At 71.9% G+C, this 19,427-nt stretch carries 18 protein-coding genes; 6 read left to right on the forward strand and 12 right to left on the reverse strand.

Going from position 1 to position 19,427, the window contains the following annotated elements; all coding sequences use genetic code 11:
- Position 1: 1 nt before the first annotated feature.
- The 3 genes from SSP29_RS20125 to SSP29_RS20135 form a co-directional block, all read right to left on the reverse strand.
- The gene (locus SSP29_RS20125) at positions 2-670 is read right to left on the reverse strand and encodes a class I SAM-dependent methyltransferase (protein WP_089102073.1); all 669 of its coding nucleotides are present in this window, start codon (positions 668-670) and stop codon (positions 2-4) included.
- A gap of 78 nt (positions 671-748) precedes the next feature.
- Positions 749-1,219 carry a glycine-rich domain-containing protein gene (locus SSP29_RS20130; protein WP_150134531.1) on the reverse strand — a complete coding sequence of 157 codons (471 nt, stop codon included), beginning with the start codon at positions 1,217-1,219 and terminating at the stop codon, positions 749-751.
- Positions 1,220-1,306: 87 nt separating this feature from the next.
- On the reverse strand, positions 1,307-1,504 hold the full coding sequence (locus tag SSP29_RS20135; protein WP_089102075.1) for a hypothetical protein: 198 nt from the start codon (positions 1,502-1,504) through the stop codon (positions 1,307-1,309).
- Between the two features lie 312 nt (positions 1,505-1,816).
- Here SSP29_RS20135 and SSP29_RS20140 point away from each other — a divergent pair, with 312 nt between their 5' ends.
- Positions 1,817-2,584, forward strand: coding sequence for a helix-turn-helix domain-containing protein (locus tag SSP29_RS20140; RefSeq protein ID WP_089102076.1), 768 nt, complete (start codon positions 1,817-1,819; stop codon positions 2,582-2,584).
- 60 nt (positions 2,585-2,644) lie between these two features.
- On the opposite strand, the gene rhuM is transcribed toward SSP29_RS20140, so the two are convergent.
- The 7 genes from rhuM to SSP29_RS20175 all read right to left on the reverse strand — a co-directional run bounded on the left by rhuM (position 2,645) and on the right by SSP29_RS20175 (position 8,626).
- Positions 2,645-3,367 (reverse strand): RhuM family protein, encoded by a 723-nt coding sequence (gene rhuM, locus SSP29_RS20145; protein WP_167449965.1) that lies wholly within the window; start codon positions 3,365-3,367, stop codon positions 2,645-2,647.
- 672 nt (positions 3,368-4,039) lie between these two features.
- The gene (locus tag SSP29_RS20150; protein WP_089102078.1) at positions 4,040-4,873 is read right to left on the reverse strand and encodes an SDR family NAD(P)-dependent oxidoreductase; all 834 of its coding nucleotides are present in this window, start codon (positions 4,871-4,873) and stop codon (positions 4,040-4,042) included.
- A 17-nt stretch (positions 4,874-4,890) separates the two neighbouring features.
- The gene (locus SSP29_RS20155) at positions 4,891-5,340 is read right to left on the reverse strand and encodes a VOC family protein (RefSeq protein ID WP_089102079.1); all 450 of its coding nucleotides are present in this window, start codon (positions 5,338-5,340) and stop codon (positions 4,891-4,893) included.
- A 5-nt stretch (positions 5,341-5,345) separates the two neighbouring features.
- Complete coding sequence (locus tag SSP29_RS20160) at positions 5,346-5,717, reverse strand: nuclear transport factor 2 family protein (protein WP_089102080.1); 372 nt, start codon at positions 5,715-5,717, stop codon at positions 5,346-5,348.
- A gap of 34 nt (positions 5,718-5,751) precedes the next feature.
- The gene (locus tag SSP29_RS20165) at positions 5,752-6,564 is read right to left on the reverse strand and encodes an ester cyclase (protein ID WP_089102081.1); all 813 of its coding nucleotides are present in this window, start codon (positions 6,562-6,564) and stop codon (positions 5,752-5,754) included.
- Entirely contained in the window at positions 6,551-8,188 is a 1,638-nt protein-coding gene (locus SSP29_RS20170; RefSeq protein WP_089102082.1) for a GMC family oxidoreductase, read from the reverse strand. The genes SSP29_RS20165 and SSP29_RS20170 overlap by 14 nt, the downstream gene beginning before the upstream one ends.
- Positions 8,189-8,212: 24 nt before the next feature.
- Positions 8,213-8,626 carry a hypothetical protein gene (locus tag SSP29_RS20175; RefSeq protein WP_089102083.1) on the reverse strand — a complete coding sequence of 138 codons (414 nt, stop codon included), beginning with the start codon at positions 8,624-8,626 and terminating at the stop codon, positions 8,213-8,215.
- A gap of 332 nt (positions 8,627-8,958) precedes the next feature.
- Between SSP29_RS20175 and SSP29_RS20180 the strand changes: the two genes are divergently transcribed.
- The 5 genes from SSP29_RS20180 to SSP29_RS20200 are packed head-to-tail and all read left to right on the forward strand — an operon-like array spanning position 8,959 to position 15,603.
- A complete protein-coding gene (locus SSP29_RS20180; protein ID WP_089102084.1) occupies positions 8,959-9,795 on the forward strand; it encodes a type 1 glutamine amidotransferase domain-containing protein in 837 nt (278 codons plus the stop codon).
- Positions 9,796-9,838: 43 nt separating this feature from the next.
- Entirely contained in the window at positions 9,839-11,515 is a 1,677-nt protein-coding gene (locus SSP29_RS20185) for a thiamine pyrophosphate-binding protein (RefSeq protein ID WP_089102417.1), read from the forward strand.
- Between the two features lie 5 nt (positions 11,516-11,520).
- On the forward strand, positions 11,521-12,132 hold the full coding sequence (locus SSP29_RS20190; protein WP_089102418.1) for a DJ-1/PfpI family protein: 612 nt from the start codon (positions 11,521-11,523) through the stop codon (positions 12,130-12,132).
- Positions 12,133-12,163: 31 nt separating this feature from the next.
- Entirely contained in the window at positions 12,164-14,161 is a 1,998-nt protein-coding gene (locus SSP29_RS20195; protein WP_089102085.1) for an alpha-1,4-glucan--maltose-1-phosphate maltosyltransferase, read from the forward strand.
- Complete coding sequence (locus SSP29_RS20200) at positions 14,158-15,603, forward strand: maltokinase N-terminal cap-like domain-containing protein (protein ID WP_089102086.1); 1,446 nt, start codon at positions 14,158-14,160, stop codon at positions 15,601-15,603. The genes SSP29_RS20195 and SSP29_RS20200 overlap by 4 nt, the downstream gene beginning before the upstream one ends.
- Before the next feature lie 457 nt (positions 15,604-16,060).
- Here the strand turns inward: SSP29_RS20200 and SSP29_RS20205 are convergent, their stop codons facing one another.
- Both SSP29_RS20205 and SSP29_RS55945 read right to left on the reverse strand, forming a co-directional pair.
- Entirely contained in the window at positions 16,061-17,419 is a 1,359-nt protein-coding gene (locus tag SSP29_RS20205; RefSeq protein ID WP_089102087.1) for a helix-turn-helix domain-containing protein, read from the reverse strand.
- Positions 17,420-17,739: 320 nt separating this feature from the next.
- Positions 17,740-18,921, reverse strand: a complete 1,182-nt coding sequence (locus SSP29_RS55945; RefSeq protein ID WP_245883150.1) for an oligopeptide/dipeptide ABC transporter ATP-binding protein — start codon at positions 18,919-18,921, stop codon at positions 17,740-17,742.
- Positions 18,922-19,427 lie beyond the last annotated feature (506 nt).

Raw genomic sequence — 19,427 nt, forward strand, 5'->3', positions numbered from 1 at the left:
CTCAGGCGCGGGCCCGGACGATGAGGGTCCCGATTGTCCGGTTGCCGGGGGGAGCGGCGAGCACGCGGGCGTCGACGTCCGCGTAGCCGTGCTCGTGCAGCAGGCGCGTCCACGCCTCCGGTTCGAAGTCCCAGCGCTTCACGACGAGCGGGTCCTCGTCGTCGCCGCGCGGAATGTACGACGCCTGACAGCCGTAGCAGCCGTCGACCGGGGGCCGCTGAGAGAACACCAGCCGGCCGCCCGGCCGCAGTCGCTCACGGATCGCGGGCAGCAGCCGCGCCGGATCGGTGAACCACAGGGCGCCGTACACCGAGTAGACGGCGTCGAAGCCTTCCTGGCCCAGGGCCAGGAAGCCCACGGCTTCCGCCTGGTGCAGCTCCAGCCCCGGCGTCGCCCCCCAGCGTTCCCGTGCGGCGGCCAGCTGCCGGGGCGAGACGTCCACCCCTACGGCCGTCATCCCGAGGCCGGCCAGGTGTGCCGCGTTGCCGCCCTTGCCGCAGCCGAGATCCAGCACGCGGCCGCCGGCCGGAAGCTCCAGCAGTTCGGCGCCAGGACCGTGGTCTTGGTACTGGGTCCAGTTGAACCAGGTGGTCTCGCCGCGCCCGTTCACCGGCCGTCGCTCGGGCCGCTGCCGCGAGTAGGTGTCCCAGGCGATCGATGTCTCTGTCACGTGGTGCTCCGCTCATATGGCCAGCCGCCCGGCTGTGACACCGGGCGGCTGGAGTCTTGCACGATCGGTGGTGCTACTTCAGCGCTTGCCACCGCTGTTGGGGCTGTCGGTGCAACCGTCGTAGCACTGGTTGCAGTCCGCCACGTCCGGCCACAGGTCCGGGTCGACGGTGTACCCGGCCGCCGCGATGGCGGCGACCGTCCGCTCCCGGGCGGCCTGCGGTCCGCCGGGTACCTGGTCGTCGTCGGCGGTCGGGACGTGGTGGACGAACCGGCCGACGACCTGTTCGCAGAACTGGGCGTAGTCGACGGTGTGAAGGATGAAGGCGTGCCAGCCGTAGTCGACCAGGTTGCTGGGTGCCAGCGACTGGCCGGGCTGTCGGCCGGACGCGGCGATGAACCCCGCGGCCTGGCCGACGATGCGGAGGGCGGTCTCCGGGCTGACCTCGGGGTGGTCGGCGACGATCCGACGGGTGAGCCGGTCGGCTACCTCAGGGGTGACGAGGAGCGTCGGGTCGGTGCCCACGGGACGTTCTAACGCGATGGTCACATTGTCCTCCTATTGTGGACGGGCATCCTCAGGTCAGAGGGTGCCGCGCCTTCCGCCGCTGGGAGTGGTGCGGCGGCGGAAGGGGCTTCAGGGGTTGGTGCTGTGACGGGCCAGCCGGATGAGCTGGGCGGGCTCGGGCGGCGTGCAGTCGTCGTCCCTCGCGTGGACGATCAGACGGACGTCGGCCCCGGACATGCGCGGCAGCCAGCGGACGATGGCCTTGTCGGTGTAGGCGCCGCAGGCCACACATATGCCCTCGGCCAGCTCGGGTTCGTTGTCCCACATGGGGCTCACCGGGATGCCGTCCCTGCATTGCAGCAGGGGCACTCGCAGGGCGGAAAGGCCAGGTTGATCACGGGCTCGTCCGCTGGGGGGAGCGTGCGTGATCCCAGGGGGGTGCGCTCCATGGTCCTGCTGTTGACCCGGTAGACGGTGATCGTCAGTCCGGGGTGGCCCGCGTTGCTGCCTGTATCCGTCACGGATTCAAGATGCTCCGGTCACAAGGAGTTGCGCGGCGTCAGTGCAGGCGTCATAACGGCGACATCGGGGGTGTCATTTCGGTGTCATTCCTTGCGCGTGAGGTCTACCGTGATCCGTATGGCCACACCGAACAGCGCACTGCGAGCGGCTCGTATGGGGCTGCTCATGTCACAGGACGACTTCGCCCGCGCCATCCGCGATGCAGGCACCCGTGCCGGGCAGCCCAACGACGCCAACAAGCGCCTCGTACAGCGCTGGGAATCCGGCGTCACCATCGCCCCTCGCCCCGTCTACGCCCGAGCCCTTGAGGTCGTCACCGGCCTGCCCATCGAGTCGCTCGGCTTCACCGCCGTACCCCAGGCCCGCGTCTCCGAGGACGGGCAGGGCGGACACGACATGGAGCCAGAGGTCCCCGTAGCCACTCATTCGGCCGCGGCCCCGCAGAGCGAGCCTCACGCAGCACACCGGAACTACTCCGGGGTCTGGCTGTCGCGGTACGAGTACTTCAGCTCCGGCCGGGATGCCGCGTTCACCGGACTGCACTACGTCGTCCTCCTCCAGCACGGCAACCGGCTGACCGCACGCTCACTGCCGAACGGCTCGTCGAACCCGAACTCTCCGCTGACGATGGACCTGGAGATCGACGGCCACATTGCCACCGGAACGTGGACCGAGCAGACCGCGACCGATGGCTACTACCGCGGTGCCCACTACCACGGTGCGATCCAGTTGCTCGTTGAGCCGACCGGCCGCCGTATGACGGGCAAGTGGGTGGGCTTCGGCAAGGAGTTCGACGTGAACACCGGACCGTGGGAGCTGGTGTTCCAGGACGCGTCGACGACGAAGGCAACGCTCGCCGCATACGACCGGCCGCCGGAGGCCTGACCCCGAATGCACGAAAGCGGCCCTGCTCTCCCGAAGGAGGGCAGGGCCGCGGGTGTTTGGTCAGGCGGCGATCTGACGGTTCGCCATCACAAGTTCCACCTCTACCAGGTTGCGCCACTGAGGCAGCGACAGGTGGAGTCCGTCCTCGGCGATGTCCTCGGCCCGGAGGCAGAGCCGACCGACGAGCCGGTCCAGTTTCCGGAGCTCCAGCCCGGTCAGGTAGTTCTTGGCGACCTTGCGGGCCGCGCTCTTCAGGCTCGGCTCCGGCCTGCCCTCTTCGATGCCCGGCCAGGTCTGGAGGGTGCGCGCGTGCCTGATCTCGACGGCGGTCATGCCGACGACGTGGACGTAGAGCTTGTTCTGCATGGCGGCGAAGAACATGCGGGTGGTCTTGCTGCTGGGCTCGTAGTCGGGGGCGTTGTCGCGCATCATGTCGCGGAAGATCTGGTAGTCGACCATCCGCCGGGCGCGAGCCAGAGCGGTACGCCGTACCTCCAGCTCGGTCAGCGCGCCGAGTTCGGCCTCGCGGGTCCTGACGGCGAAGTAGACGCGCGCCTGGGCGACGGCATTCTTGGTGTCGTCGCCAGCCATCGCGACGAGGTAGGCGCCGAAGCGGGTGAGACGGAAGTCCGCGACTTCGCGTTCGGCTCCGGACCCGATCGGAACCATCTTTCCCATCCGGGAAAAATGGTTCTGAGCTGCGGCTTCGCCCTGGACGATGGACAGGGATGTCTTGGCCTTCTCGATGACGGGCTCGAACTTCACCCACTGCGGGTAGTCCATGAGCGGCTGCATCTCGCGCCCGAGCCAGTACTCGCGCCCGTAGGCGTCCAGGTGGCGGATTCTGTCGAACGGACTCGCACCCCCAGTCTTCCAGCGCCGCGTCCATCAATCGCTGCGCCGCCGCGGCTACGGCCTTGTCCTTCACCATGCCCAGCGGCAGTCCTACAGCCGACACACGGGTCATGTGCGTGGTCAGCTCGACAGCTTCAGTGAGGGTGCCTCGGTCCCAGGCGTCTACAACTCGCACGGCTGGAGCCGCTGCTGCTGCAGCGGCCTCCCGTGTGCTGCCCCGGGCATTCCACGCCGACCAGAACTCCACGCCTGCCATCGCCAAGGTGCGGAACTTGGCACGTCGGCTCAGGTGGGCCTCGCGGTAGATCCTGCGCGCCCGCTCCAGGTCCATCACCTCGACGACAAGCTGCTGCATCAGCGCCAGTTGGCGTGCCCGTTCGGCCCTCTTGTCGGAACTGCGCTGCTGGAAGTACGACAGGCAGAAGCCTATGAAGATCCCCAACGGCCCTGCGATCAAACCGTTGACCACTACTTCTCTCATGCGCACGGCATTCTGCCCCACGAACGCCAAAGCGGCCCCGCTCTCCCAAACGGAGAGGGGACATGGACGAGCCCCCGCTTCGCTGCGGTGAGGCGGGGGCTCGTGCCGTGCGGGCCGGATCAGCCGAAGCTGGCCGGGAACGCCACTCCGGTCAGGGACTCGCTCAGCCTGCGCAGCTGGGCGCGGGCGCTCTCGTCGTAGGCCTGGGCGCCCGCCCGGGCCCGCGTGGAGCGGTTGAAGTAGACGCCCGAGACGTCGTCCAGGGCCGGGTCGGTGATCAGCCGCAGGGTGTTGCGCATGCCGTCCGCGACCGTGCTCTGCGGGGTGAACAGGTTCACCACCATCTTGGTCGGCATGTACGACGCCGGGTGCAGCGCGTTGGCCGTCACTCCGGTGCCCGCCAGCCGCTCGGCCAGGTCGAAGGTGAGCGAGATCTGGGCGAGCTTCGCCTGGCAGTAGGCCTGCACGCCGTCCCAGTTGCGCTCCAGCATCACGTCCCGGAAGTTGATCGGGGCCTGGCCCGCGGAGCTGACGTTGATGATGCGGGCCGGTGCCGAGGACACCAGCAGCGGGGCGAGCCGGCAGCTGAGGATGTAGGCCGCCAGGTAGTCGACCTGGAAGGTGAGCTCCAGCCCGTCCTGGCTCTCCTGGCGGGCCAGCTCGACCCCGATGCCCGCGTTGTTCACCAGCACGTCCAGCCGGTCGTACGTGGTGAGGATCCGCTCGGCGAGCTTGCCGATGTCCTCCAGCGAGGAGAAGTCGGCCAGCTCGTAGCTCAGCCGGCCGGTGGCGCCGGCCGCGCGCAGCTCGGCCAGCAGGTCCGCGCCCTTGGCCGCGCTGCGGCCGTGCAGGATCAGCGACGCGCCCTGCGCGGCGAGTTCACGGGCGACCGCGCGGCCGAGACCGTCGGTCGCGCCGGTGATGAGAATGGTCTGCTCGGGAACGGCCTTCATAGTGGGGAACTCTCCTGTCAGGCGTACGTTGCCAGTTCTTCGGTGGACTGGTCGGTGTACCCCTGGCTGACCTCCACCACGATGCCGTCCGGGTCGGAGACCCAGACCGTCTTCCAGCCGGGGATGAACTCGTCGAACGTCAGCGGCCCGAGCGTCGGCTCGAACTCGCCCTGGGCCGCGGCGAGGAAAGCGTCCACGTCGTCGACCTGGAAGGCCAGATGGCGGGCGGTGCCGGGGCTGGCCGGGCCGTCCTTCGCGGCCGGGAAGAGCGGGTCCGCGTCGGTCGCGAACAGCTCCAGGTACACGGGGCCGTTGCGCAGGAACACCACGCGGACGCCGTCGGCCTCCACCACCCGGGCCCGGCTAAAGCCGAAGAGCCGGGTGTAGAAGTCCTCGGTGGCCTTCTGGTCACGGCAGTTGAGGCCCACGTGCGACCAGCGCAGGCCCTGCGGGGCGGCGGTCGTCATGGCCGTCACTTCCCGGTGACCGGGGCGAACGGCACGGTGTCGTGGACGTTCGTCATGTAGGTGATCAGCCCGCCCCGGACCCGGAAGTAGTTGCACACCGCGGCCTCGACCGCGATGCCGTCCGGGGTGCGGGCGGTGATGTCGGAGACCACCGCGGCCTGCTCGCCGTCCACGACCACGAGGCGGGGGACGTTGGCGAAGGAGGCGTACATCTGCGGGAAGCCCTTCATCATCTCGCGGAGCGTCTCGCGTCCCTCGACGTGCCCGGCCAGCTGCTCGTCCATGGTCTGGTCGATCGCGAACAGGTCGCACCAGGCGTCCCAGTCGCCCTCGTTGGCCAGCCGGTAGTACGTGTCGACCACTTCTCGGGTGCTCATTGCGCCCGTCCTTCCTGCGTGCCTGTGATGGGGGTCAGGGGAGGTCCACGCCGAGCTGGCGCATCAGGCCCGTGGTGTCGGCCTGCACCCAGCGCTCGACGACCTTGCCGTCCTCCAGGCGGTAGACCTCCAGGCTGGTCCAGGACACCTCCTTGCCGGTCGGCTCCTTGCCGAAGAACGGCGCGATGTGCCGGCCGTGGAAGGTGATGTGCATGATCACCTTGTCCGGGGCGGCCGGGTACAGGGCGTCGAGGTGCACGGTGAAGTCCAGCGCGTCGTGCGCGGCCTTGATGATCCCCTTGAGCTCGTCGAGGCTCTCGACGCTCCAGGCCGGGTTGTTGTCCTTGAACGTCGGCCCGAACATCTCGTCGAGGTCGTCGTAGCGGCGCTCGTTGACCGCGTCGCTGACCTGCCGTACGACGGTGTAGTTCAGGTCGTCCGAGGACAGCTGGGCGCGCAGGCCGAGCAGGTCGTCCTGGGCCCAGCGCTCGGCGAACAGGCCGTTCTCGGCCCGCCAGATCTCGGTGGTGGACCACTCGACCTTGCGGCCGGTGGCCGGGAAGCCGAGCACGTCGCCGAGGTGGGTGCCGGTGAGCTTCACCCGGGTGACGAGCCGGTCCTCGCCGAGCGGCACCCCCTCCTCCAGCTCGCCCTTGAGGTCGAGCGACTCGTGGGCGCCGCGCACCGCGTCCAGGTAGGTGTCGATGCCGGTGATGTCGAAGCCGGGGTGGTGGTCGGTGAAGTCCGGGCTGAGGACGGCGCGGACCCCCTGCAGGTCGCCGGCGTTCAGCGCGTCGAGGAAGCGCCCGTAGAGCTTCTGGATCTCCTGCTGGTCACGGGTGGACATGCTGCATCCCCTCGTTGGTTCGGGCGGCGGTCGGAAGCGGCTCGGAGGTGCCGAGGGCGAACGCCGCCGCGCGCTCGCCGATCATGACGCTGGGTGCGTGGGTGTTGCCGGCCACGATGGACGGCATCACGGAGGCGTCCGCGACCCGGAGGCCCTGGATGCCGTGGACGCGCAGCTCGGGGTCGGTGACGGCGTCCGGTCCTGTGCCCATCCGGCAGGTGCCGGCCGGGTGCCACAGGGTGGTCGCGTTGGCGGCGACGTAGGCGCGCAGCTCGGCAGGCGTCGTGACGTCCTTGCCGGGGCCCAGTTCGTCGCCGCGGAAGGCGTCGAAGGCCCGGGTGGCGGCCAGTTCGCGGGCCAGCTCGACCCCGTACACCAGGACGTCCAGGTCGGCCGCCGAGGTGAGGTAGCCGGCGCTGATCACCGCGTTGGACTCGGGGTCGGCGTCGCGCAGCCGGACCCGGCCCCGGCTGTGCGGGAGCACGGCGATCGGGGCGAAGGTGAGGCCGGGGCCCTCCCACTGGTCGGCGGGCGCACCGGCGGGCAGGAACTTGACCGGGCCGAAGGTGAACTGCAGGTCGGGCGGCCCGTCCGGGTCGGCCGCCGGGGTGTGGGTGAACAGCCCGGCCTCGGAGAGCAGCGCGCCGGGCGGGTGCTCCTGGAGGGACTGGTAGCAGACCGGGGTGAAGAGGTGGTCCTGGAGCCCGGCGCCCACGCCCGGCAGGTCGCGTACGCAGTGGATGCCGTGCGCCCTGAGGTGGTCGGCCGGGCCGATCCCGGACAGCATCAGGAGCTTCGGCGACTCGAACGCGCCCGCGGACACGATGACCTCGCGTTCGGCGCGGAGCTGTGCCGGGGCGCCGTCGCGGACGTACTCGACACCGGTGACGCGGTCCCCGTCGAGCAGCAGCCGGGTGGTGCGGGCGCCGGTCAGCACGGTCAGGTTGGGCCGGTCGAGGGCCGGGCGCAGATAGGCGTCGGCGGCGCTGCACCGCCCTCCCGCGTCGTCGCGGTTGGTCTGGTACAGGAAGCCGAACCCGTCCTGCCGGGCGCCGTTGTAGTCGCCGTCGCTCGCGGCGTCGTGGCCGAGTTCACCGGCCGCCGCCACGAAGGCGGACGCCAGCGGGGACGGGTGGTCCAGCTGCCGTACCCGGACCGGGCCGTCGGCCCCGCGCAGCTCCGAGCCGCCGCCGGAGTAGCTCTCGGCGCGCCGGAAGTACGGCAGGACCTCGTCGTACGACCAGCCGCTCGCGCCCTCGGCGACCCAGCGGTCGTAGTCGTGGCGGCTGCCGCGCACCCACATCAGGGCGTTGACGGAGCTGCACCCGCCGAGGACCTTGCCGCGGGCCACCGGGATCCGGCGGCCGTCCATGCCGGCCTCGGGCTCGGTTTCGTAGCCCCAGTCGATCTCGCCGCGCCAGTCGGCGGTGAGCAGGGAGAGGACCGAGGCGGCGTCGGCGTGGTGGATCTCGGGACGTTCGTCCGGCCCGCCGGCCTCCAGCAGGATCACGGTCACGGACGGGTCCGCGCTGAGCCGGGCGGCGACGGCGCAGCCGGCGGAACCCGCGCCGACCACCACGTAGTCGGCGCCCAGTGGCACCGGGGGAGTCGCATTCGACGGCATGACAGCCTCCAAACGGTGACGGGGTCAGAGGGCGGCCGGCTCGCCGACCTGGTAGTCGACGATCACCGGGGCGGCGCCCGGCGCGGGGCGTTCGAGCTGCCACTGCTGGTTGATCCGGAACGAGGACACGGTGCCGTCGGCGGTCGACTTCGCCGTCCACACGACGGTCAGGTCGATGCCGATCCGGGCTCCGGTCTCCTGGTGGACGAGCTTCTCCACGGTGTGGTCCTGCTCGCTGTAGGCCTCACCGACGGCCGCGTACCAGTCGAGGAAGTCCGCGTGGCTGTGCAGGGTCCGCTCCGGGAAGGCCATCTCCAGGCCCTCGTCGGCGACGTGGGGCAGCAGCTCCGCGACCGGGGCGTGCACGTTGAGCAGGCCGAACCAGCGCTGCACGAACTCCTCGATCTCCCGGTCGGAGCCGGTCTGTTCGGTGGACATGGATGTCTCCGCTCATCGGGGTCCCGCCCCCGGGAAACCGGGAGCGATACGCGTCCGATGACCCCACAGCCGGGGCGCACCGTGCGCCGTGCGCCGCACCTCCGGCCGCACTGTGCGAAGTCGCAGCTCAGGCTCGGGCAACTCGCCTGCCGGGTCGGCCGTACCGCCCGGTAGCGACCGGCCCGCAGGCGTTGGCCACAACATGCCGTAGTGCATTCGGCCACTTGGGCATGTGCCCTGAGCACGGGCGACGGAGATGGTCCGGACGAAGTGCCCCGCCGTAGACAGGAATCCGCCACTTGGCACCGTCCCGCCGATCCGGGAGGAATCCCATGAGCAGGCGCATCCTCGTCGTCCTGTCCGAACACGGCTACTGGGGCGAGGAGTTGATCGGCCCCCTGGAGACCTTCGACCAGGCCGGCTACCACCTCACCTTCGCCACCCCCACCGGCAAGCGGCCCAACGCGCTGCCGCCGAGCATGGACCCCGAGTACGTCGACCCGCCGCTCGGCCGGTCCGTCACCACGCCCGAGATGGCGGCGAAGGTGAGGGCCGTCGAGGAGTCGGACCGGCTCGACAACCCCCTCGACCTCGCGTCCTGGCTGCCCGACCGGCCCTACCGCTCCCGGCCGTACTTCCTGCGCGACTGGGAGGCCTACCACAGCCGCCTGGAGCAGATCCGCCGGCAGATCGCCGACCGCTACGACGCGCTGCTGATCGTCGGCGGCAGCGGACCCATCGTGGACCTCGCCAACAACTGGCGGGTGCACGACCTGATCCTCGCCTTCCGCGCCCTGGACCGGCCGATCGCCGCCGAGTGCTACGGCGTCGCCTGCCTGGCCTTCGCCCGCGACCAGGAGACCCGCGAGTCCATCATCCGCGGCAAGCACGTCACCGGGCACTGCATCGAGTACGACTACAAGGACGGCACCGGCTTCCTCGGCACCGACTTCGTGATGGGCCCGCCGCCGTACCCGCTGGAGTACATCCTGCGCGACGCCACCGCGCCCGGCGGCGCCTACCACGGCAACTTCGGCAAGGAGACCTCGGTCATCGTCGACTACCCGTTCATCACGGGCCGTTCGACCCCGGACTCCTACCTGACCGGCCAGAAGACCGTCGAGGTCCTCGAACAGGGCCTGCGCCAGTGGGGGTTCAGGACCTCCTGACGTCCTGACATCCGTCCCGCGAAAGGTCCGAGAGGTGACCAGCATGGACAGCAGGCCCGCGCGCGTCGCGCTCCTGGAGCAACTGGAGGCCGAAGGCGTCCGGTACATGTTCGGCAACCCCGGCACGGTCGAGCAGGGGTTCCTCGACGAACTGCGCTCCTTCCCCTCGATCCAGTACATCCTGGCCCTGCAGGAGGCCACGGCCGTCGGCATGGCGGACGGCCACGCCCGCGCCACCCGCACCCCGGCGGTCCTGCAACTGCACTCCGGGGTCGGCCTCGGCAACGGCATCGGCATGCTCTACCAGGCCATGCGCGGCCACGCCCCGATCGTCACCCTGGTCGGCGAGGCCGGGCTGCGGTACGCCGGACTGGACGCCCAGATGGCGGCCGACCTGGTCGGCATGGCGGAGCCGGTCACCAAGTGGGCGACCCGGGTGCTCGACCCCGACTCCACGCTGCGCGTGCTGCGTCGCGCCTTCAAGGTGGCCGGAACCCCGCCGTACGGGCCGGTCCTGGTGGTGCTGCCGGCCGACGTGATGGACGCCGGCACCCGGGAACCCGTCGTCCCGGTCTCCTATCCGGACACCCGCAGCCGGCCCGCCCCGGACACCGTCGCCCGGGCCGCCGCGCTGCTCGCCGGGGCCCGCCGGCCGCTGATCGTGGCCGGCGACGGCGTGCACTTCGCGGGAGCCCAGGCCGAACTGGCGCGCCTCGCCGAGGTGTGGGGCGCCGACGTGTACGGCGCCGACTGGGCCGAGGTCAACCTCTCCGTGCAACACCCCGCCTATGCGGGCCAGTTGGGCCACATGTTCGGCGAGCAGAGCCGGCGGATCACCGGCGCCGCCGACGGCGTCCTGATCGTCGGCACCTACGCACTGCCCGAGGTGTTCCCGGCCCTGTACGACGTCTTCGCCGAGGGCACCCCGGTGGTCCACGTGGACCTGGACACCGACGCCATCGCGAAGAACTTCCCGGTCGACCTCGGCATCGTGGCCGACCCGAAGGCCACCCTCGGGCTGCTCGCCGACGCGCTGCACGGGGAGATGGGCGACGAGCGGCGGGCCGAGGCGGCCGAGCGGCTGCGGGTGCGGGCCGCCGAGCGGGCCGACGCCCTGGCCGGCGCCCGGGAACGGGACCTGGCCGACGGCGAGGCGCAGTCCGTGCCCACCGCCGCCTTCGCCAGGGAACTCGCGCGGCAACTCCCGCCGGACGCCCTGCTGTTCGACGAGGCGCTGACCGCGTCCCCGACGATCTTCCGCCACCTGCCGCCCACCGTGCCCGGCCAGTGGATGCAGACCCGGGGCGGCTCCCTCGGCGTCGGCCTCCCCGGCGCGCTCGGCGCCCAGCTCGCCCACCCCGACCGCACGGTGGTCGGGTTCACCGGCGACGGCGGCAGCATGTACACCTTCCAGGCCCTGTGGACGGCCGCCCGTTACGGCCTGCCCACCAAGTTCGTGATCTGCAACAACGGCAGCTACCGGCTGCTGGAGGACAACATCGAGGAGTACTGGCGGGAGACCGGCATACCGGCCCACGAACAGCCCGGCATGTTCGACCTCTCCCACCCGCCCATCGACTTCACGGGCCTCGCCCGCTCCCTCGGCGTGGCCGCCGTACGGGTGGAGAAGCCCGGCCAGGCCGAGGGCGCGGTGGCACAGGCCCTCGCCCACCACGGGCCGTTCCTCGTCGACCTGGTGACGGCCAAGGGAAAGGGGTGATTGCCGTGCGACTGAACGGACACAAGATCGCCGTCCTGATGGAGAGCGACTTCTACGAGCCCGAGATCCTCTACTACCGCTACCGCTTCCCCGAGGAGGGCGCCGAGGTCCACTTCCTGACCCGGCTGTGGGGCAACGAGGGGATGACCTTCCAGGGGCACGAGCACCGCATGCCCTTCGAGGTCACCGAGTCCTTCGAGGACCTCGACGAGTTCGCGCTGAAGGAGTACTCGGCGGTGATCGTCCCCTCCGGGATGGTCTCCGACCGCCTCCGCTACACCGACGACCCCGAACAGCTGCCGCCCGCCGCGCAGTTCCTGCGCCGCGCGTTCGCCGACCCGGCGATCGTCAAGGGCATCATCTGCCACGGCATGTGGCTCGCCGCGCCGGTCCCGGGCCTGATGCGCGGGCGGCGCGCGGTGGTGCACAACAACCTGCTGGGCGACCTGCGGAACATGGGCGGCGAGTACGTCGACCAGGACGTCGTCGTCCACGACGACCTGGTCACCGGCCGCACCGGCAACCACTGCCACGTCTTCGCCCGCACCATCATCGACCTGCTCGCCGACCGCCAGCCCGCCGAGCCCGCCCCGGCCGCCCAGGCCGGGCAGGGCTGACGGGACGCGAACGGGGAGAGGAGCGATCATCATGACACCGGTGACCGGGCGCATCCCGATCCTCGACGTCCGCCCCCGGGTGCGGGACGGGGAACTGCCCGCCAAGGCCGTGACCGGAGAGCACCTCGACATCACGGCCACCGTCTTCCGCGAGGGCCACGGCGTGATCGCCGCGGACGTGGTCCTGCGCGGCCCCGAGGGAGCCCCCGCCCAGCGGGTGCCGATGACCCTCGTCGATCCGGACGCCGACCGCTGGAGCGCCACCGTGGTGCCCGGCACCGAGGGCCTGTGGACCTTCCGGGTCGAGGCCTGGGCCGACCCCCTGGCCACCTGGCGCCGGGACGCCGAGCTGAAGACCGAGGCCGGCGTCGACACCGAACTCACCCTGCGCGAGGGCGTGCTGCTGCACGAACGGGCCGCACACGGCGAGAACGACATCACCGACTGGGGCCGGCGCGAGGAGGTCCGGGCCGCGATCGCCGCGCTCCGCGACACCCTGGCGCCGCCCTCGGCCCGGCTGGCGGCCGTCACCTCCCCCCGGGTGACGGCCGCCCTGGGCCGCTACGCACTGCGCGAACTGGTCACCGCCTCCCGGCCGTCGGCGCTGCGCGTGGAGCGGCGGCGGGCCCTGGTCGGCTCCTGGTACGAGCTGTTCCCGCGCTCGGAGGGAGCCGTGGCGGAGTCGGGCGCGCCGCCGGTGAGCGGCACCCTGCGGACCGCCGCCGGGCGGCTGCCCGCCGTCGCGGCGATGGGCTTCGACGTGGTGTACCTGCCGCCCGTCCACCCCATCGGCGCCACCCACCGCAAGGGCCCCGACAACGTTCTCGTCGCCGGCCCGGACGACGTCGGCTCGCCCTGGGCCATCGGCTCCTGGCAGGGCGGCCACGACGCCGTCCACCCCGACCTCGGCACCGTGGACGACTTCCGGTACTTCGTCGCCACCGCCCGCGGCTTGGGCCTGGAGGTGGCCATCGACTTCGCCCTGCAGTGCTCCCCGGACCACCCCTGGGTGTCCGGGCACCCCGAGTGGTTCCACCACCGGGTGGACGGCTCGGTCGCCTACGCCGAGAACCCGCCGAAGACCTACGAGGACATCCACCCCCTCGACTTCGACACCGACTTCGAGGGCCTGTACGCCGAGGCGCTGCGCGTCCTGCGGCACTGGATGGCGCAGGGCGTCCGGATCTTCCGCGTCGACAACCCGCACACCAAGCCGGTGCACTTCTGGGAGCGGCTGATCGCCGAGGTCAACGCCGCCGACCCGGACGTGGTGTTCCTGGCCGAGGCGTTCACCCGGCGGGCCATGGTGCACGCCCTGGCCCAGGCCGGGTTCCAGCAGTCGTACACCTACTTCACCTGGAAGAACACCAAGCAGGAGCTGACCGAGTACCTGCCCGAACTCACCCGGGACAGCGCGGACTTCCTGCGGCCCAACCTGTTCGTGAACACCCCGGACATCCTGCACGCCTACCTCCAGCACGGCGGCCGGGCCGCCTTCGAGGTCCGGGCCGTGCTGGCGGCGACCGCCGCGCCCAGCTGGGGGGTGTACGCCGGGTTCGAGCTGTGCGAGAACACCCCGCTCGCCGAGGGCACCGAGGACTACCTCGCCTCGGAGAAGTACCAGCTGCGGCCCCGGGACTGGGCGCGCGCCGAGGCCGAGGGGCGGACCATCGCCCCGCTGATCACCGAGCTCAACCGGATCCGCCGGACCCGCCCGGCCCTCCAGGAACTGCGCAACCTGCGGCTCCAGCACACCGACAACGACCAGGTCCTCGCCTACTCCAAACACGTGGACCTGCCCCGGGGCGGCACCGACGTGGTGCTGGTCGTCGTCAACCTGGATCCGCACCGGGCCCAGGAGGCGACCGTGACCTGCGACCTGGCGGCCCTCGGCCTGCCCGGCGACGGCACGCTCAAGCTCCGCGACGAACTCACCGGAGCCGCCTACGCCTGGGGCGAGTCCACCTACGTGCGCCTCGACCCGGCCCACCAGGTCGCGCACGTACTGACGACCGAGGAGGCGTCATGAGGACGGAGACGAGGACGGGGACGAGGGCGGAGACGAGGGCGGAGATCCTGCAGCCGCTGCTGCCCGCGCTCGGGCCGTGGATGGCGGGCCGGCGCTGGTTCGACGCGCGCTACGCCGGGGCCCCGCTGACCGCCGAGGCGGCAGCGGTGGTCGGCGACGAACCCCCGCTGCTGCTGCACGCCGTGGTCTCGGCGGACGGCGAGGCCGGACCGCTGCGCTGCCAGCTCCTGCTGGGCCTGCGCCCGGAGCTGCCGGACCGGCTGGCACCCGCCGCGATCGCCACCGTGCCGGCCGGCCCGTGGCAGGGCTGGCGGGTCTACGACGCACTGGCCGACGGCACCCTGCTCGCCCTGCTGCTGCGCACCCTGGCGGGCGGCGGCGCACCCCAGGGGCCGCGCCTGGAGCGCAGCTCCCGCTATCCGCTGCCCGTCGGCCTGGTGCCCCGGCCGCTCCAGGTGGAGCAGAGCAACACCTCGGTGGCCTACGGCGACCGGGTCCTGCTGAAGATCTTCCGCCGCCCGGAGCCGGCACCGCACACCGAGGTCGAGGCGCTGCGGGCGCTCACCCGCCAGGAGTGCGCCCGCACGCCCCACCTCTACGGGGCGGTGCACAGCGACGCCCCCGGCGCGGAGGGCCTGGTGCTCGGCCTCGTCGAGGAGTTCCTGCCGGACGCCCGGGACGGCTGGGAGGAGGCGCTGTGGCAGGCCACCGACTCCGTGGCCGGCCGCGGCTCGGCCGGCGGGGGCTTCACCGCGGACGCATCCGCCCTGGGCCGGGCCGTCGCCGACGTGCACGGCGCGCTGGGCGAGGCGTTCGGCCGGACCCGGCTGACCGTGGCGGACGTGGCCGAGGAGGCGGCGCGGATGACCATGCGCCTCAAGGAGGCCGCCGAGGAGGTCCCGGCCCTCGCCCGCTACACCGCACGGCTCGGCGCCCTCTTCGACGACTGCGCCCGGGTGGCCGGGCGCGGCTGTCCCCTCTACGTCCAGCGCACCCACGGCGACCTGCACCTGGGGCAGGCGCTGCGGGCCCACGACGGCTGGCGGATCGTGGACTTCGAGGGCGAGCCGGCCCGGTCCGCCGCCGAACGCGCCCGCCCGCAGCCGGTGCTGAAGGACGTCGCCGGCATGCTGCGCTCCTTCGACTACGCGGCCCGCACCGGGCTCACCGCCGTCGAGGCGGGCGAGCCGGCGGAGACCTCGCCCGCGGTACGGCTGCGCCGGCGCCGGCGCGCGTCCGCGTGGGCGGTGCGCAACCGGCGGGCGTTCGTCGCCGGGTACGCGGCCGCCGGGCACGAGGACCCGGACTGCCACCCCGTGCTGCTCCGGGCGTTCGAGGCGGACAAGGCCGTCTACGAGGCGGTGTACGAGTCGCGGCTGCGCCCCGACCGGCTGCCGGTCCCGCTCGCCGCGGTGCACCGGCTGGCCGGCGCGGCCCGCTGACGGCCGCATGCCCGGGTCCGCCGCACCGGCATCGGACGGGCAGCGGGCGCACTACGCGGACGCGGCGTCTGACGCGGCGTCTGACTCGGCGTCGAAACCGACGCCCGCCCGGGCGCCCGCCCCGGCGTCCGACCGGCCGTCCGCCCCGGCGTCCGGCCGGCCGTCCGACCCGGCGTCCGACCGGCCGTCCGACCCGGTGTCCGGCCGGATGTCCGACCCGGCGTCCGGCCGGATGTCCGACCCGGCGTCCGACCCGGTGTCCGGCCGGGCGTCCGACTCAATGCCCGACTCGGCGTCCGAACCGGCGTCGAACCGCGTCGAATCCGGCGGTGAAAGGACCGGAACCGGTACAGGGAAATCGGTGCTCGACGGACTTCCGTTTCGCTTTGTCGTGCGGGTATTTCACGGCGGTTCCGGGAGGGGAATTCGGGTGGTTCGGGGAACCGGATGCGGCGGGTCAGGACCGGCCCTGCTCGGTGAAGGACGTGCTCGGGTCGCGGTTCGGGGCCAGGCCGGCCGACGACAGCGCCTGGTCGTACGCCTGCAGGGCGGCGGTGCCGTTGCCCTGGCGGCGCCACAGGTCGCCCACGTAACGCCAGTTGAGCGCGGTCTGGTGGGACGGCGGGAACTGGCGCAGCTGCCGGGTGGCGGCCTGCAGGCACTGGGCCGCCTGCTCGTGGTCGCCGCGCAGCAGATGGATCTCGGCGAGCGTGGCACGCGCGCCGACCGCCTGGATGCGGGACTCCGGGCCGGTGAGGCCGAGGGCCCGCTCCGCGTGGGCCGCGGCCTCGTCCCAGTTGCCGAGCATCGCGTCCGCGTCGGCCAGGCCGATCTCGCACTGGGCGAGCTCGGGGGCGTTGCCGACCTCCGCCAGCAGCTGCTGAGCCTCTTCCAGCAGCTGTTTGGCGCGCGCCGGTTCGGGCTGGTCGACCTGGAGGAGGAGCGAGCCGCAGTTCATCTTGAGCATGGCGACATGACGGATGTTGTCGTCCTCGGACATCAGCGCCAGCGCCCGCTCCACCAGGGCCAGCGCCTCGTTCAGCTGGCCGCGGGAGCGGGCCACGAGCCCCGCGTTCCAGAAGACGGCACCCCGCGCGGCCCGTGCCCCCTGCTTCTCGGCGGCGTCCAGGAGCCGGACACCGAGGAGCTGGGCGCGGGTGAGGTCGCCCCGCATGTGGTACGACGTCATGAGCGTGGCGCCGAGCTGGACGTGGTCGACCGTGACGTCCAGGCCGAGGGCGTCGAGCCGGGACATGGCCCGCTCGCCGATCTCGACGCTCGTCGTGATGTCGCCGGCGTTGCGGTAGCAGCGGCACAGGGCGACCGACACCGTGCACCAGTCGGCGGAACCGGGCGGCAGTTCGGGGTCGCGCTGGAGGTCTTCGAGGAGGGTGATGGCGGCCTCGATCCGGTCCAGCTTCTCCAGGGCGGAGGCCTGCGCGATGCGCGCGCGCCGGGTCATCGACGGGTCCAGCAGGGACGGCTTCGCCAGGAGGTCGCTCAGGGTCTGGAGCGCCTCGCCGTTGCTGCCGTTGCGCAGGGCCATCTCGCCGAAGGCCAGCCGCAGCCGGGTCTCCTCCAGCTCGTGGTCGTCGCGTCCGGTGCGCAGGTACTCCGTGGAGCACCCCAGGCGCTCGGCGAGCGCGGCGAGCACCGAGTCCGACGGCGCGCCGCGCTTGCCCGACTCGATCAAGGAGATGTAGCTCGCCGAAATCTCACCGGACGCGAGGTCCTGCTGCTTGAGTCCACGTTTGCCGCGCAACAACCTGATGCGCTCGCCCAGTCCTGCGGCCGTCGCGTTGCCGAGTGGATCCATGCCGACTCCTCGGTGCAGTACTTGACTGTCAGGATGACAGATCGATGTTACCAGTAAGTTGATATCTACCCAATGGGCTTCCGGTGATCTTTTAGTGGCTCTCGACCGCATTTTGCAGCGCATTCCGTTGATCGCGGCCGGGATTTCCTTATGCGGTGCGCGATATTCCGTTTGGATATGATTAATTTTGCAAGAAGTTGCTTGACTGCGGGAGTCATTCAATGTTGACTGTAATTGTCAAAGCGCCGCCTTCTATTGTTCGGGGGAGGGGATTTTCGTGAGCAATAAAATAATCGCGCTCATCGCAATCGTCGTCCTGGTCAGTGGTCTCGTGTCGGGTGGACTGTGGTTGAACGATTCCGGTCCCGGTAACCGTCCGCAGCACGAAGGCATGGCCGAGTCCAGCGGTGGGAGTGGTGGTTGCTGCTGATCACACACGCGCTTCGCACCGGACCCGGTCCTTCGTCGTCCGGGAGACGGCTGTCGTGCGCGAGACGGGTGTCGTGTGCGAGACGGCTGTCGTGCGGGAAGTGGCAGGAGACGGTGTGGCCGGCGGCCGGTCCTGCCGCCCGCCGGTGCGGTGTCTCCTCCGCGCAGCGCCGCCGCTGGGCGGCGGAGAGCACGGCCTGGACGGGACAGCGGGCCCGGAAGCCGCACCCGGAGGCGGTGGGCGGGGCCGCCCCGGGGTCACCAGGCAGCACGATCCGGCGCCGGGAGCGCTCGGCGACCGGATCCGGCAGCGGGACCGCCGAGAGCAGGGCCCGGGTGTAGGGATGGTGCGGCCGCTCGAACACCTCGGCCACGCCGCCCGTCTCCACCGTCCGGCCCGCGTACATGACCGACACCCGGTCGGCGAGCTGCCGGACCACCGCGAGGTCGTGCGAGACCAGCAGATACGCCGGGCCCAGCTCCCGCTTCAGCCGCAGCAGCAGGTCCAGGATCCCGGCCTGCACCGACACGTCCAGCGCGGACACCGGCTCGTCGAGCAGCAGCAGCGCGGGCCCGACCGCCAGGGCCCGGGCGATGGCGATGCGCTGCCGCTGCCCCCCGGAGAAGTGGTGCGGATAGCCGTCCGCGTCCGTGGGGCGCAGCCCCACCTGGGACAGCAGCCGCGGCACCCGCGCCGCCACGATGGCCGGCGGCACCCGTGCGGCGTGCAGCGGCTCGGCGACGATGTCGCCCACCGGCATCCGCGGATCGAGGCTCGACGCGGGGTCCTGCGGCACGAGCTGCACGGCCGTGCGCAGCTCGCGCGCCGCACGGCGGGAGAGCAGCGCGGTGTCCCGCCCGAGGATCTCCACCCGGCCGGCCTGCGGAGCCGCCAGCGAGGCGATCTCCCGCAGCGTCGTGCTCTTCCCGGCCCCGGACTCCCCGACGAGCGCCAGGGTCTGCCCGCCCCGCACCTCCAGATCGACCCACTCGACGGCCCGCACCACGGGAGCCCGCCGCTGCCGGAACCCCGGCGCCCGGTACGACCGGCCGAGCCCGGAGACCCGCAGCACGACGTCGGCGGCTGCGCCTCCGCTTGTGCCGGGGGCTGTGCCGCCGTCCGTGCCTCGATCCGTGCCTCCGGTGCCTCCGTCTGTGCCTCCTGCCGTGCCTGCGGCCGTGTCTCCGGCCGTGTCTCCGGCCGTGTCTCCGGCCGTGTCTCCGGCCGTGCCCCCGGCCGTGTCCGGGGACGGCCCGGCCGGACGGCCGGCGTGCGCCGGTGCGGCGATGTCCAGGCGCCATGGTCCGGCCGGTCCGGCCGGGACAGCCGGGACAGCCGGTCCGGCCGGGACAGCCGGGACAGCCGGTCCGGCCGGGACAGCCGGGACAGCCGGTCCGGCCGGGACAGCCGGGACAACCGGTCTGGCCGGGACAGCCGGGACGGCCGGGGTGCGCTCGGCGGTGTCCGCGCGAGCGGTGTCCGCGCCCGAACCGTCCGGCGTGGCCGCCCGAGGTGCGGTCGGTCGGTCGGGCGGGCGTGCAGACGGCTCGGCGGCTGTGCCGCCCGGTGTGCCGTCCC

It is taken from the genome of Streptomyces hyaluromycini (assembly GCF_002217755.1).
GTDB classification, from domain to species: domain Bacteria; phylum Actinomycetota; class Actinomycetes; order Streptomycetales; family Streptomycetaceae; genus Streptomyces; species Streptomyces hyaluromycini.